Origin of the sequence: Trinickia sp. NRRL B-1857, assembly GCF_050470685.1 — a bacterium.
Taxonomy (GTDB): domain Bacteria; phylum Pseudomonadota; class Gammaproteobacteria; order Burkholderiales; family Burkholderiaceae; genus Trinickia.
Genome location: NZ_JBFLUK010000011.1, coordinates 2,377,190 through 2,391,891, shown reverse-complemented (window position 1 = coordinate 2,391,891; position 14,702 = coordinate 2,377,190). Strand labels below are relative to the sequence as shown.

Genomic DNA, 14,702 nt, shown 5'->3' with positions numbered 1-14,702 from the left:
GCGGCGGTACGAGACTACTCCGGGAGGCACCGTGACGGGCATCCGATTGAGCGGCGTAACGAAGCGGTATGGAGAAACCGAGGTCATCACCGGCCTCGATCTCGACATTCAGTCGGGCGAATTTCTCGTCTTCCTCGGTCCTTCCGGGTGCGGAAAATCCACGTTGCTCCGCATGATCGCGGGCCTCGAAACGGTCAGCGAAGGGCAAATCAGCATCGGCGATCGACGCGTGAACGACCAGCCGCCGGGCAAGCGAGGCGTCGCGATGGTGTTTCAGCATTACGCGCTTTATCCGCACATGTCCGTCTACGACAACATGGCGTTCGGGTTGCGCAACACGGGCGTCAGCGCCGGCGAAGTCGAGCAGCGCATCAACGAGGCTGCGCGCATGCTCGAACTGGGGCCGCTGCTGAAACGCCGCCCTGCACAGCTTTCGGGAGGGCAACGCCAACGCGTGGCGATCGGCCGTGCCGTCGTTAAAGAACCCCAAGCCTTCCTATTCGACGAACCATTGTCGAATCTCGACGCCGCGTTGCGCACGCGCACCAGGCTCGAACTGGCGCGCATCCATCAACGCTTGCACTCGACGATGGTGTTCGTCACCCACGACCAAGTGGAGGCGATGACGCTCGCTACGCGAATCGTCGTCATGAATCGAGGCCGCATCGAACAGATCGGCGCGCCATTGGACATCTACAAGCGCCCCGCAACACGCTTCGTGGCCGGCTTCGTCGGCGCGCCGGCGATGAATTTCATCGAAGTCGAGCGCGCGGGACAAAACGGTGGCCGCCTGATCGTCACGCTGCCGTTCGACGGTGTACAAACGCCGACGGCCATCGCCGCGGCGCACCTGCCGGCGGGGAAGCTGACGTTGGGCGTGCGAGCCGAACATGTCGTCCTCGATGCGCAAGGGCCGTTGGTGGGCCGCGCGGAAGTGATCGAGCGACTGGGCGACCGCTCGCTGGCGCATGTGAGCATGTCCAACGGTCAATTGCTCGTGGCCGAGTTGCCGCGTGCATCGGAACGCGAGATCGACACTGGCGATACGGTGCGCATGAATCTAGACGCCGCCCATGTGCATCTGTTCGACGAAACCGGCAAGGCTTGGCATGGCCTCTGATCGTTCCTTGGCGGTGCCCTTGCCGAATGTGCGCGAGGGCCGGCGGCCCAACGTACGCGCCCCATGGTCGAACGCGTTGTTCGTGCTGCCGTTCGTGATCGTCTATGTGCTGCTGTTGATCGTGCCGCTAGCGTTTGGCTGGTGGCTCAGTCTACAACGCGTGGATCTACTCGCCGGTACCAGCGAGTTCATCGGTATCCGCAATTATCTCGACCTTGCGTTCGACCCGATCTTCCGTGGCGCGATGCGCAACACGTTCTATTTCGTGCTGCTAACCGTGCCCGTTTTCGTGACGCTCGGCCTTGCCCTGGCATTGGTGCTGAACCGTCCGGGACGTTTGGGCGCTGCATTGCGTGCGTTGTTTTTCGGGTCGTCGGTGCTGTCGGTGACTATCGTCACGCTGGTCTGGAAGCTCGTGTTGATGCCGGGTACCGGCCTGCTCGCCGACATCGCCCGCGCCATGCATCTGCCCGAATTCCTGCCGTTGATGCATGAGGCCACCGCCCTGCCGGCGATTGCCGTCGTGACGGTCTGGTGGATCATGGGATTACCGATGATGCTCTTCTTGGCCGCGCTTCAACAGATTCCGCCCGAGCTCTACGAAGCCGCGGCGCTCGACAGTGCGGGGCGCTGGCGGACCTTCACGAAAATCACGCTGCCGTCGATCTGGCGCACCGTCGCGCTCGTGGCGGTGATCGAGGCCGTGCTGCAATTCCAGTTGTTCGGCCAGGCGCAGTTGCTGACCGATGGCGGCCCTAACAACTCAACACGGCCGCTCGTGCAGTTCATCTACGAGGCGGGCTTTCGCCAATGGTCGTTCGGCTATTCGGCCGCCGCCGCACAGGTGCTGTTCGCGTTGATGCTGATCGGCGTGGCCGTGCAAGCCTGGCTATTGCGCAAGAAGGAGAGGGCATGAGCACAATCGCTTTCGATACGCACCCGCGGCCCTCATTGACCGGCCGCCTAGGCGATCGCTTGATGCTCGGTGCCGTGATCGTCCTTGCACTGCTCTGGATTACGCCGCTGCTCTGGGTACTCTGCCTCTCGTTCAAACCGAATGCGTTCCTCGAGCAGCATACGGACGTGCTGCTTTCGCCACCTTTCACGCTGCAAAACTATACGAACATCCTGAATACGTCCGCGGTTGGGGGATGGCTCCTCAATAGTCTCATTGTCTCCGTCGGCCAGACACTATTGACGCTCGTCATCGCCTCGCTCGCGGGCTACGGTTTCGCGCGCACCGAGTTCCCTGGCCGACGCTACGTCTACATTCTCTGCCTTTGCGGCTTGGCGGTGCCCGAGCAGGCGCTCGTGATTCCGCTGCACCACATCTTTGCAACCCTTGATTGGCACAATACGTACGGCGCGTTGATCCTTCCTCGTCTCGCATCGCCGTTCGGCGTGTACCTCATGACGCAGTACTTCAAGGCCGTGCCGATCGAGATCGAGGAGGCGGCATTGCTCGACAACGCATCGCGCTTCAAGGTGTTTTGGCGCGTGGTCCTTCCTCTGTCGTTGCCTGCACAAGCCACGCTCGCGATCTTCACGTTCCTCAGTGCGTGGAACGATTATCTGTGGCCGCTCGTGTCCGCTTCGAAGCCGGAGATGTACACGCTGACGATCGGGCTTGCCTCTACGCAAGGCAATTTTGCGCAGTCGGAGGGCATCGGCTACCTCATGGCGCAGGCGATTTTCGCCGGCCTGCCGATCTTCGTGTTGTATCTGTTCTTCCAGAAGTACATCGTAGCCGCCGTGTCGGGCACGACCGCACGCTAACTCAACGCCCGCAAGACGAGTCGGATTGGAAGACGTATTGCAGAAACGGATTTCAGTTAATAAGTACTGCTAACGAAGTGAATCGCGCATGCAAGAACTTGCATGACATCGGTTCTCCCAGGAGACGAATATGATCGGATCGTTGATGCGAAACGTGCTTGCGCTTGCCGTGGTCGGTGTCGCCGCCGTGTCGGCCATACCGGCGCAAGCGAAAACGGAAATTACACTATCGCGGTTTTTCGGCGCTTGCGACGCCGAATACGGCAAAGTGAACGATGTGAGTCAGGCGTCGGGCGAGTGCGGCATCATCACGACCATCGTGAACGAGTTCAATGCGACGAACAAGGAAGATATTGTCGTCAAGCCGCAGATCATCGAATGGACGCCTTACTACACGCAGCTCGATGCACGAATCTTGAGCCGCGACGTACCGACGATCTCGGTGATGCACGAGGCTGTGCTCGGCGATTACGTCAAGCGCAATCTAGTCGAACCGCTCGATGACGGTTTCAAGTCCGTCGGCATCGATAAGAGCGACTTTACGAGTCAAGCACACCGCGCCATCACCTTCGGCGACAAGACGTACGCGTTGCCGTTCGATACGCATTCGTGGCTGTGGCACATCAATCTCAATCTCTTCAAAAAGGCGGGACTCGTGGATGCGAGCGGCAAGGCCATCTTGCCTAAAACGCCGGACGAGTTGCTTGCACAGGCGAAGCAGTTCAAAGACAAGACGGGGCTGCCTTACTTCGCGGTACCGATCGCCAATGAGTCGGCGGCGCAAACTCGCACGTTCTATACGTGGGTGTATCAGCAAAACGGCACGCTATTTCCGGGCGGCTCGACGAAGATCGATATGCACACGCCGGCAGCCACCCATGCGCTCACGCTCTACGACAAGCTCATGAAAGCCGGCGACATCACGCCGGGGTTGGATTACGGTGCGGCGAACCAAGCATTCGAAAACGGCAAGGCGGGCGTCCTCATGTGCGGCACCTGGGTGATCGAGGATTTCACGAATCTCTCCAAGAAACCCGGCACCGCACTTGCCGGCGGCTACGACGTCGTCCCGTTCCCGAATCTCTTTCAGAAGAAAGCCGTGTGGGCCGACGGACACTCGTGGGTCATGCTCAAGGGCGGCGCAAAGGACGAGAAGACTCGGCACGCCGCGCTGGTATTTCTGAAGTTCTTGTACGACCACGACGGAGACTGGGCGCGTACCGGACATTTGCCCGCGCGTCAGTCCGTCATCACGAGCGCCGCGTTCAATGCGCTGCCGCATCGTTCGGAGATCAAGGAGATTTCCACGACGGGCTACGCGTTGCCGAACACCGTGCCCCGTCAGTTCGCGATCCAGCAGATCGTGGGCGAGGAGATCAGCAACATGCTCTCGACCGGAAAGCCGATCGCCGACGTACAGAAGGAAGCGGAACAACGCACCAACGCCTTGCTTGCGCGATAACGCCATCGCAGGCACGCGCACCACTTCACCCAGCCAAAGGATGGATAGAGGAACACCATGATCGCTTCCCGCCTTATCGTCGATCGCGACTTCGTCATTTCCGAGCTTGACCGGCGCATGTTCGGCGTCTTCGTCGAACACATGGGCCGCTGCGTCTACACCGGCATCTTCGAACCTACGCATCCGCAAGCCGATGAGCGCGGCTTCCGCAAGGACGTCATGGCGCTTACGCGTGAGCTCGGTCCGACGATCGTGCGTTATCCGGGCGGAAACTTCTTGTCGGGCTACAACTGGGAAGATGGGGTGGGGCCCCGCGAAAAGCGTCCGCGCCGTCTCGACCTGGCATGGTATTCGACCGAAACGAATCAGTTCGGCACGAACGAATTCATCGAGTGGTGCAGGGCGCTCGATATCGAACCGATGTACGGCGTGAACCTCGGCACGCGCGGTCCCGACGAGGCGCGGCGCTTCGTCGAATATTGCAATCACCCGGGCGGCACGGCGTTATCGGACCTGCGTCGCGAACATGGTTATGAACAACCGCACGACATCAAGTTCTGGTGCTTAGGCAACGAGATGGACGGCCCATGGCAGATCTGTCGCAAGACCGCCGAGGAATATGGGCGTGCCGCGCTCGAAACGGCGAAGGTGATGCGCTCGGTGGATCCGACGATTCAGCTGGCCGCATGCGGTTCGTCCACGCACGAAATGCCGACGTATGGGGTATGGGAGGATCGCGTCCTCGACCACTGCTTCGAGCAGGTCGATTTCATTTCGCTGCACACCTATTTCGAGAATCGGCGCGACTCGACGGCGGAATTTTTCGGCAACATCGAAGTCATGGATCTGTTCATCAAGGAGATCGCTGCCGTGGCGGACAGCGTGGCGGCGCGCAAGCATTCGTCCAAGCGCATCATGCTCTCGTTCGACGAGTGGAACGTTTGGTATAAAGCGCGCACCATCAACGACTTGCGCAAGCCGGGTTGGCCCGAGGCACCGCGGCTCATCGAAGAGGTCTACAACCACGAGGACGCCATCGTCGTGGGCGGTGCGTTGATCACGATGATAAACAATGCCGACCGCGTAAAGAGCGCCTGTCTCGCGCAACTCGTCAACGTGATCGGGCCGATCATGACGGAGCCGGGCGGCCGGGCATGGCGCCAGACGATCTTCTACCCGTTTTCGCATGCGTCGAAATTCGGGCATGGCCGGGTGCTCAAGCCTGTGATCGACTCGCCGAGTTACGAAGCGGAAACCTTCCCTGAGATTCCATATCTTTGCGCCGCGGTAGTAGACGATCGCGCCACGGGAACGACGGCGATTTTCGCACTCAATCGTCACTTGAGCGACGACATGGAGCTCGATATCGAGTTGCGCGGACTCGGTCGGGAACGCACGCTCGATCAGGCGATCGAGTTGTATCATGCCAACATGAAAGCGGTGAACACGGTGGATGCGCCCATGACCGTTGCACCGGCTGCGAACGATGCCGTGTCGGTCGATGGGGAGCGCGTGCGAGCGAAGCTCAAGCCGGGCTCATGGAACGTGATCGTGACGACCGCTAGATAACGCGGCACGGACACCCTTGTGCGCGATGCCTATGAAGGGGAACTGATGTTCGAGCGCGAACCGATCGTCGGCAATATTACGACCCAGATCGCGAAGATAATCGGCATGCGCGTGGTGTCGGGCGAGTTTGCGCCGGGCGATGCGCTGCCGGTCGAAAGCGAACTGTGCAGCGCATACGGGGTGAGTCGGACGACGCTGCGCGAAGCGATCAAGCAATTGGCCGGCAAGCGGCTCATTGCCGTTTCCCCGAAAATTGGCACGCGTGTGCTGCCTTTCTCCGATTGGAACCTACTGGACCGCGACGTGCTCGCATGGCGGCTGAACGCGCAATTCGATTCGAAGATCGTCGAGGACATCTTTGAAATGCGGCTATGTTTCGAGCCGCGTGCGAGTTTCCTGGCTGCGCGTCAGGGGAAGGAAGAGACGTTCCAAATCATCGAGCGGCGTTACCTCGAACTCGCGGCGGCATACGGCCAGTCGGCCAAGCAAGGGGCATCGGACATTCGCGCGGCCGCCGATGCCAACCTCGAGTTTCATCTTGCGATCATCACGGCGTCGCAGAACGGTATGTTTATTACGATCGGCAATGCCATCAAAGCCGCGTTGCGTGTGTCGTCGGAGATGATGCAGCGGCAAGCGGCGCAGCCGAGTGAGGATCTCGAGCTGCACGATGCCGTGCGCAGACATATCGTGGCGCGCGAAGCCGAGGCGGCTTCGGCCGCGATGACCCGTTTGCTCGAGTCGTCGCGTGAAAGGATTCAGCGCTATACGATTGCGCCGTGATCCGGGTTCGGTCTTGGGATAGACGAAGGGGAGCGGCGCTACGACGAGCAAACCCGTCGTAGCGCCGAAACACACTTTACATCTGGACCGTATCCGCTACTTCCTTGAAGTCTTCGATTTGATCGAAGTTCATGTACTTGTAGATCTTGTCGCCGTCGGCCGTGAGCACACCCATGTCGGCCATGTACTCTTCCTTGGTCGGGATCTTGCCCAAGCGCGAGCAGATCGCGGCCAGTTCCGCCGAGCCCAAGTACACGTTCGTGTTCTTGCCCAGGCGGTTCGGGAAGTTACGCGTCGACGTCGACATGACCGTTGCACCTTCGCGCACTTGTGCCTGGTTACCCATGCACAGCGAGCAGCCCGGCATTTCGGTACGCGCACCCGCCGTGCCGAACACACCGTAGTGGCCTTCTTCCGTCAACTGCTTCTGATCCATCTTGGTCGGCGGAGCGACCCACAGCTTGACCGGGATGTCGCGCTTGCCTTCGAGCAGCTTCGAGGCCGCACGGAAGTGACCGATGTTGGTCATGCACGAGCCGATGAACACTTCGTCGATCTTGGCGCCGGCTACGTCGGAGAGCGTTTTCACGTCGTCCGGGTCGTTCGGGCAGGCGACGATCGGCTCGTGAATGTCGGCCAGGTCGATCTCGATGACGGCGGCGTAGTCGGCATCGGCATCCGGTGCCAACAGTTGCGGGTCGGCCAGCCACTGCTCCATCGCCGCGATACGGCGTTGCAGGCTGCGCGGATCTTGGTAGCCCTGAGCGATCATCCACTTGAGCAGCGTGATGTTGCTGTTCAGGTACTCGATGATCGGCGCTTTGTTCAGATGAACCGTGCAACCGGCAGCCGAGCGCTCGGCGGAGGCATCCGACAATTCGAACGCTTGCTCGACCTTCAAATCGGGCAGACCTTCGATTTCGAGAATGCGGCCCGAGAAGATGTTCTTCTTGCCCTGCTTCGCAACGGTCAGCATGCCTTGTTTGATCGCATACAGCGGAATGGCGTTAACCAGATCGCGCAGCGTCACGCCGGGCTGCATCTTGCCCTTGAAGCGGACCAATACCGATTCAGGCATGTCCAGCGGCATCGTGCCCGTGGCGGCTGCGAAAGCAACCAGGCCCGAACCTGCCGGGAAGCTGATGCCGATCGGGAAGCGCGTGTGCGAATCGCCGCCCGTGCCGACCGTGTCCGGCAGGAGCATGCGGTTCAGCCACGAGTGGATCACGCCGTCGCCCGGGCGCAGTGCGATACCGCCGCGCGTGCTGATGAAGTTCGGCAGCGTTTGATGGGTCTTCACGTCCACCGGCTTCGGATAGGCGGCCGTGTGGCAGAACGATTGCATGACGAGGTCGGCCGAGAAGCCGAGGCACGCGAGGTCTTTCAGCTCGTCGCGGGTCATCGGGCCCGTGGTGTCTTGCGAGCCGACCGAGGTCATCTTCGGTTCGCAGTACGTGCCGGGGCGCACGCCTTGACCTTCCGGCAGGCCACAGGCGCGGCCGACCATCTTTTGCGCGAGCGAGAAGCCCTTGTTGCTGCTGGCCGGTTGCTGCGGCAGGCGGAACAAGGTGGACGGCGCAAGGCCCAGCGCTTCGCGCGCCTTGGCCGTCAATCCGCGGCCGACGATCAGAGGAATACGGCCGCCCGCGCGCACTTCGTCGAACAGGACTTCCGACTTGACCTGGAATTCGGCGATCACTTCGCCGTTCTTTAGGGCTTTGCCTTCATACGGGCGCAACTCGACGACGTCGCCCATTTCCATCTTCGACACGTCGAGTTCGATCGGCAGTGCGCCGGCATCTTCCATCGTGTTGTAGAAGATCGGGGCGATCTTGCCGCCGAGGCAGACGCCGCCGAAGCGCTTGTTCGGAACGTAGGGGATGTCTTCGCCCGTGAACCACAACACCGAGTTGGTGGCCGACTTGCGCGAGGAGCCCGTGCCGACCACGTCGCCCACGTACGCGACCAGATGGCCCTTTTCTTTCAGCGACTCGATGAACTTGACCGGGCCGCGCTTGCCGTCCTCTTCAGGCGTGATGCCGGGACGGGTGTTTTTCAGCATCGCCAGCGCGTGCAGCGGGATGTCCGGACGCGTCGTGGCATCCGGGGCCGGCGAGAGGTCGTCGGTGTTGGTTTCGCCCGTGACCTTGAAGACGGTGATCGTCAGGCTTTGCGGCACTTCCGGGCGGCTCGTGAACCATTCGGCGTCGGCCCAGCTTTGCATGACGGCGCGCGCGTTGGCGTTGCCTTTGTCGGCGAGTTCCTTGACGTCATGGAACTGGTCGAACATCAAGAGGGTTTTCTTCAGCGCATCGGCAGCTACGGCGCCCACTTCGGCGTCGGACAGCAACTCGATCAGCGGTTGAATGTTGTAGCCGCCGAGCATCGTGCCGAGCAATTCGGTGGCGCGTGCGCGCGCGATCAGCGTGCAGGCGGTTTCGCCCTTGGCCACGGCGGCCAGGAAGCCTGCCTTTACGCGGGCGGCTTCGTCCACGCCCGCGGGTACGCGGTGGGTGATCAGATCGAGCAGAGCCTGCTCTTCGCCGGCCGGCGGATTCGTCAGCAGTTCCACCAACTCGGCGGTCTGCTGAGCCGTTAGCGGCAGGGGAGGAATACCGAGCGCGGCGCGTGCGGCCACGTGTGCACGAAAGTTTTCAAGCATGGGGGACCTGCTGATATGGCGTTTCAGGGGCGGTTCGTCAGGCATTCCGAGGGCGTTGCCGTTCCCGGATCGCTGCTCCGTCCGCGATTCTAAGCGGGTTGGGGGAGATCGTCAAATATCTTATATCTTATATAAGACTTGATCGGACGATAGATGGTCGAAGGTGAGAGCGTTGGCGGGGAGCGACGCGGTGTTGCAGAGAATCGACGCAAGAAGGGCTGCTCAAATGACAAGACCGCTGCCTCAGCGGCAGCGGTCTTGTTTTTCACAACGAGCGTTACGAGGGCGCGTAGTCGATTTCAACCTAATCGAGGTACGGTACCTCAGTCATCACACGACGCCCTTATTGACCCACCGGCGATTTCGTACTCGGGGTCGCGAGCGTATTGTTGATGCCATAAGCCGGCGTGGCGGTCGTTGAATTCATCGAATTCATATTCGCACCGTTCGGTTGAGCGGAATCTTGCGAACCCGCGCCGCTCTCCGAGCTAGTGGCGCCCGGCATGCCGTAGCCGCTCGATGTGTCCGCCGGCGACCTGGTGCTTGGCGTGGCCAGTGTGTTGTTGGCTTGCGCAAAAGCGCCGCTCGAGAACACGAGTGCGCCGACCGCCGCGATGAGTGTATAAGTTGCTTTATTCATGGCGCCTTCCTCCTTGGTTGAACTTATCAAGATTAGGAAATATGCGGCAGATAATTAATCGCGATGTGCGCAATGGTGAATTTCGATTTTCGACACTCGGATAATCGGCTGCGTTTGAGCACAAAAAATTCACCTGTTTTCGCACCACGACGAAGCGGCTCCGGACGTGGTAGATCGAAAAAGACCGCGGCCCGGTCGATTCGGCAACCGCGCTTCCAACACGAGATCGGATTCCATCTGAGGGATGGCTAGGATCGGTACTTGCGGAATTGCCCCGTCTCCGGGAGCGGTCTTCTGCACGACTCGAAAGCAGTTGTTCGAGCGACGCCTCGCTGGAGACGCGAAAAATCATACCGCCTAAAGCCTAAAAAAGAGCGTCTTAGGTTGACGATCCATCCCCCAGGGACAAATGCCGAAATTAGCGATCAACACCTCGCAGAGTAGACGCTGCCTCAGGCTACATTCTGCAATACGTATTGCACCATTGTCTCGAGCGTATATTTTTTGCCATTCCTCGCACGGACAATCGTCTTCCTCGAAATACAACCCTATACGAGCATAATTACCGACATACTGGTTGCCTCAACCGTTCGATGTAGGTGTCGCCCCATTTTTTCATCGCCTCTAGCACGGGTGCGAGTGTTCGTCCGAACTCTGTCAGCGAATATTCGACACGCGGCGGGACCTCCGCAAAGACCTCGCGCGTCACGATGCCGTCCAACTCGAGTTCACGAAGTTGAAGCGTCAAGGAACGCTGCGTGACCGTTCCGATCGACCGTTGCAATTCTCCGAACCGTTTGGTGCCATTCATCAAATAGTGGACGATTAAAGGCTTCCATTTTCCGCCCGCGACATCCACCGTGGCTGCGACGGAGCACTGATATGTGGCAACCGAGGAGGTCATGCCAGCTCCCAATAGGATACTTTTTATCCCTATATATCAGAGATGTGCCTTCTTGTCCGGAAGCGGCGAACCGTCGATAGTTTTGCCCCAACCGTACTAGCTGCCGACGGCAGCGGGCGGACACCCATATTCAAGGAGCCGAATAGATGAAGGCCGCATATTACGAGCGACAGGGCAAAGCTTCGGACGTGCTTAAACTCGGAGATTTTCCGGTTCCGCAGCCGGGCCCAGGCGAAGTCCGGATCCGAATCCATACGTCCGGCGTGAATCCTAGCGATATTAAAGCGCGCACCGGTTTCTCGAGCGCACCCATGTTTCCAAAGGTCATTCCACATCAAGATGGTGCCGGCGTGATCGACGCTGTCGGTCCCGGCGTGACGCCGACGCGTATCGGCGAGCGGGTATGGCTTTTCGAGGCGCAATATCGTCGACCCTTCGGCACGGCGGCGGATTATGCCGTCGTACCGGCTTCACAAGCCGTTCTCTTACCCGATCATGTTGCGTTCGAAGTCGGCGCTTGCGTGGGTATTCCCGCCCTCACGGCGCATCGTTGTCTTTTCGCGGACGGCGAGATCAACGGCAATGCGATCCTCGTTCAGGGCGGCGCGGGAGCTGTCGGCACCGCAGCGATCTTGCTGGCGAAATGGGCCGGCGCTTGGGTTGCGGCAACCGTTTCAACCCCTGAGCAGGAGGACGCTGCGCGTCGCGCCGGTGCCGATCTCGTCATCAATCGCAGGGCGGACGACGTGGCGGCCATCGTGAAGTCGGAGACAGCGCAGCGTGGGGTCGATCGTATTGTGGAGGTTAGTTTGCGAGACAACCTTGATGTCGATATGCGCTGTCTCGCGAACGGCGGCGTCATCAGTTCCTATGCTGTGGAGACGGCTGCTGACGAGGTATCCGTTCCGTTGCTTAAAGCCATGATCGAAGGCAGCACATTCCGGTTCGTCTATATTTATACAGTCCCCGCGTCCGCGAAAGCCGCAGCCGTTTCGGCGATCAGCCGATGCCTCGCGGACGGAGCATATGTGCCGACCATAGGCATGCGAGTCGCGCTCGACGCGATCGTCGAGGCCCACGAGGCTCAGGAAACCAGCCGCGTTATCGGCAAGATCATCGTGAAGCCGAGTCCTTGAATTGCCCTGCCGGCCGCGAAAACACATTGACGAGATTCCCATCCGGGTCGCGCAGCAAAAGCGAGCGATTGCCCCACGGCATCAACGTCGTCGGCATCACAACGGTCGCGCCGCAGGCATTCATCCGCTCGAACACCGCGTCGACATCCTGCACTTCGAACTCCAGGATGGCCGAACGATTGGCGGCAGCCGTAGCAGCACCTTGATTGAATAGCTTAATCAGGTGCTCGGATGAGATGGCAAGCGTTGCGCCTTCGAAGCGCATCTCGGCGAAACCATCGGCCAGGCGTGCCGCCTCGATGCCGGAAAGCCTCTGATAAAACTCGATCAGCCTTTCGAAATCCGAGGTAACGACACGAACCGATGCAAGTTTCATTTTGAGCTCCTCTTAAGAAAAGAGCTCAAGTCTAACGATCGATACTGTCAGGTTCTGGCAGTATCGTACGACTGGCGACCTCATTGCGCTTGCGCCACTCACGGAGTAGAGCGGATCGCCGCTTCGGATAGCGCTCCTCTTTCTGTTCGACGTTCAAGATCCGGTCCGAACGGAAGTTCCGAAAATCATTGCGGAGTTCGCACCAGCACATCAGCACTCGCGCCTGGTCGAAATACACCAAGGCAAAGGGCCAAACGACACGCCGCGAGCGTTTGCCGTCGCTGTCCACGTAAGTAATGTCCAGCTTTCGCTCTGCACGGACCGCGGCACGCAGAAGATCCGGCGAGACCGTATGGCGATGTCTCTTTAACGGCGCACCGACCAGCAGCGACGATTCCTCCAACTCCCGACGCAATTCGGCGGGCAATACGGCCGCTATCTTTGCAAGGGTACTTAGCGCACCGCCCGATAGCGTCTCGTCGCAACGATCGGCCACCCAGCGCATGCCGAGCACTAACGCATCGAGTTCCTCCGAGGAGAACATGATGGGCGGCAGCATGAACCCCGGCTTCATTACGTAGCCGATGCCCGGCTCTCCCTCGATCGTCGCTCCTTGCGCCTGCAAGCTAGCGATGTCGCGGTACAGCGTGCGAATGCTGACGCCGATTTGATCGGCGAGGACTTGGCCGCTCACGGGACGTCGATAGCGACGTAACACTTGCAGCAGTAGAAGGAGGCGTTCGGCGCGGGACATGCGTGAATCGTGACCGCTCACGATTGCCTTTGCAAGCGAGCGTTGTTCGATGGATACAAGTCATACGGCAAACGACCGCTCCATTTTCTATCCATTTGGAAGGGACATTTTCCGAATCGCGTATTGATCACGGATAGGCCGCTACGCGAAGCCCGATGCGGCGAGTGGACGATGAACAACACCCTCTTTCGCGTCTAGGAATCCAAAAAATAGACGGTTATGCTCCGGCCCGATGCTCCTTCCCAAGATGCAAAGAGCACGTTTCTCGTCCATTTCAACGTGAGATTTCAAATGAAAGAAGTCGCGATGTCTGTCGCGGCAGGTGCGCTCTGCGCCGTTGCCGCGTCCCCCGCTTTTGCCCAAAGCTCCGTCACGCTTTATGGGCTCATCGATACCGCAATTCGATACCAAACGAATGCCGCGCCGGATGGCAAGGACCTAATCGGCATGACGGTCGGGCCGGAAACGCATAGCCGATGGGGCTTGAGAGGGAGCGAAGACTTGGGCGGCGGTGTCTCCGCTATCTTCCGGCTCGAGAACGGCTTCGAAGTCAACACGGGGCAACTTCACCAGGCGAACACATTGTTCAGCCGGCAAGCGTTCGTCGGGCTGTCGAGCGAAAAGTGGGGGGCGGTCACGTTCGGCAATCAATATGCGCCGATGTACGACACGATGGGCGATATCTTCGATCCGATGACGGTGGGCGACTACTGGCAAGATAGCTGGGCATGGAATGGGATCGGCAACTATTTGACCATCGCCAATTCGGTCAAGTACAAGGGAAGCTATAGAGGCCTGACCGTCGAGGCTGCCTATGGCTTCAGCAACAAGCCCGGCTCAGTCGGCAACGGCGGCACGTACGCGGTGGAATTGATGTATGCGCAAGGTCCCGCCACGCTCGGCGCCGGTTTCCAGCAAACCTCCGTGTTGTCCTCGCAAGGGGCCGTGGTCAACGGCGCGAAGAACAACATGCTGCACGTCAGCGCCGCATATCAGATCACGCCTAAGGTCCGTTTGCTGGCCGGCTGGCTGCGTCAGCAAGATCGGTCCGGTACGCTGGACAGCGGCATGCAGCAAGCAGGCGCACCTACGCTGCCTGGCGCTAGCCTGAACCGAATCGACGATACGTTGTATCTGGGCGCCAACTGGCAAGCGACGGATCCGCTGCTCTTTACGTTCGCCGCCTACTACGGTCGCACCCGTAATGCCGAGAAGCTCGATGGCTCGCTCGGTTCGGGCATCAACTACTCGGGTACCGTTCTTGCCGAGTACTCGCTCACGAAGCGCACGGAGCTCTACGGCACTGCGGATTTCTCGCGCGGCAACGGCGCATTCTCCGCGGACTACCCGGGCGTGACGAACCGGACGACGGGCGTGGTGGACTCGATCGGCCGTACTAACAACGTCGGCGCGGCCGTCGGTATTCGCACCATGTTCTAATGCTTCGATTGGGCGCTGCGCGTGGTGCCGTTTATGAACTCGCCTATTGCGCAGGTTCATGAGGCGCCGCCGGAGCGCCC

Annotated in this window: 13 protein-coding genes; 8 read left to right on the top strand and 5 right to left on the bottom strand. The window is 59.9% G+C overall.

Features of this window, described 5'->3' with window-relative positions:
• Positions 1-31 precede the first annotated feature (31 nt).
• From AB1286_RS31090 to AB1286_RS31065, 6 genes are all read left to right on the top strand, one after another.
• Complete coding sequence (locus AB1286_RS31090) at positions 32-1,120, top strand: ABC transporter ATP-binding protein (RefSeq protein WP_430367028.1); 1,089 nt, start codon at positions 32-34, stop codon at positions 1,118-1,120.
• Positions 1,110-2,036, top strand: coding sequence for a carbohydrate ABC transporter permease (locus AB1286_RS31085; protein ID WP_430367027.1), 927 nt, complete (start codon positions 1,110-1,112; stop codon positions 2,034-2,036). Before AB1286_RS31090 ends, AB1286_RS31085 begins: the two co-directional genes overlap by 11 nt.
• Positions 2,033-2,896 carry a carbohydrate ABC transporter permease gene (locus tag AB1286_RS31080; RefSeq protein WP_430367026.1) on the top strand — a complete coding sequence of 288 codons (864 nt, stop codon included), beginning with the start codon at positions 2,033-2,035 and terminating at the stop codon, positions 2,894-2,896. The genes AB1286_RS31085 and AB1286_RS31080 overlap by 4 nt, the downstream gene beginning before the upstream one ends.
• A gap of 130 nt (positions 2,897-3,026) precedes the next feature.
• Positions 3,027-4,358: an extracellular solute-binding protein gene (locus AB1286_RS31075; protein WP_430367025.1), complete on the top strand. Its 1,332-nt coding sequence runs from the start codon at positions 3,027-3,029 to the stop codon at positions 4,356-4,358.
• A 57-nt stretch (positions 4,359-4,415) separates the two neighbouring features.
• Complete coding sequence (locus tag AB1286_RS31070; protein ID WP_430367024.1) at positions 4,416-5,927, top strand: alpha-N-arabinofuranosidase; 1,512 nt, start codon at positions 4,416-4,418, stop codon at positions 5,925-5,927.
• Between the two features lie 18 nt (positions 5,928-5,945).
• Positions 5,946-6,710: a FadR/GntR family transcriptional regulator gene (locus tag AB1286_RS31065; RefSeq protein ID WP_430367023.1), complete on the top strand. Its 765-nt coding sequence runs from the start codon at positions 5,946-5,948 to the stop codon at positions 6,708-6,710.
• 76 nt (positions 6,711-6,786) lie between these two features.
• Here the strand turns inward: AB1286_RS31065 and acnB are convergent, their stop codons facing one another.
• The 3 genes from acnB to AB1286_RS31050 form a co-directional block, all read right to left on the bottom strand.
• A complete protein-coding gene (gene acnB / locus AB1286_RS31060) occupies positions 6,787-9,372 on the bottom strand; it encodes a bifunctional aconitate hydratase 2/2-methylisocitrate dehydratase (RefSeq protein WP_430367022.1) in 2,586 nt (861 codons plus the stop codon).
• Between the two features lie 343 nt (positions 9,373-9,715).
• Complete coding sequence (locus AB1286_RS31055) at positions 9,716-10,012, bottom strand: hypothetical protein (protein ID WP_430367021.1); 297 nt, start codon at positions 10,010-10,012, stop codon at positions 9,716-9,718.
• 562 nt (positions 10,013-10,574) lie between these two features.
• On the bottom strand, positions 10,575-10,916 hold the full coding sequence (locus AB1286_RS31050) for a winged helix-turn-helix transcriptional regulator (RefSeq protein WP_430367020.1): 342 nt from the start codon (positions 10,914-10,916) through the stop codon (positions 10,575-10,577).
• Between the two features lie 146 nt (positions 10,917-11,062).
• Here AB1286_RS31050 and AB1286_RS31045 point away from each other — a divergent pair, with 146 nt between their 5' ends.
• The gene (locus AB1286_RS31045; protein WP_430367019.1) at positions 11,063-12,052 is read left to right on the top strand and encodes an NADPH:quinone reductase; all 990 of its coding nucleotides are present in this window, start codon (positions 11,063-11,065) and stop codon (positions 12,050-12,052) included.
• On the opposite strand, the gene AB1286_RS31040 is transcribed toward AB1286_RS31045, so the two are convergent.
• Both AB1286_RS31040 and AB1286_RS31035 read right to left on the bottom strand, forming a co-directional pair.
• The gene (locus AB1286_RS31040) at positions 12,030-12,428 is read right to left on the bottom strand and encodes a VOC family protein (RefSeq protein ID WP_430367018.1); all 399 of its coding nucleotides are present in this window, start codon (positions 12,426-12,428) and stop codon (positions 12,030-12,032) included. The genes AB1286_RS31045 and AB1286_RS31040 overlap by 23 nt on opposite strands.
• 31 nt (positions 12,429-12,459) lie before the next feature.
• The gene (locus AB1286_RS31035; RefSeq protein ID WP_430367017.1) at positions 12,460-13,182 is read right to left on the bottom strand and encodes a helix-turn-helix transcriptional regulator; all 723 of its coding nucleotides are present in this window, start codon (positions 13,180-13,182) and stop codon (positions 12,460-12,462) included.
• Between the two features lie 291 nt (positions 13,183-13,473).
• Here AB1286_RS31035 and AB1286_RS31030 point away from each other — a divergent pair, with 291 nt between their 5' ends.
• Positions 13,474-14,622 carry a porin gene (locus AB1286_RS31030; protein WP_430367016.1) on the top strand — a complete coding sequence of 383 codons (1,149 nt, stop codon included), beginning with the start codon at positions 13,474-13,476 and terminating at the stop codon, positions 14,620-14,622.
• The last annotated feature ends 80 nt before the right edge of the window (positions 14,623-14,702 follow it).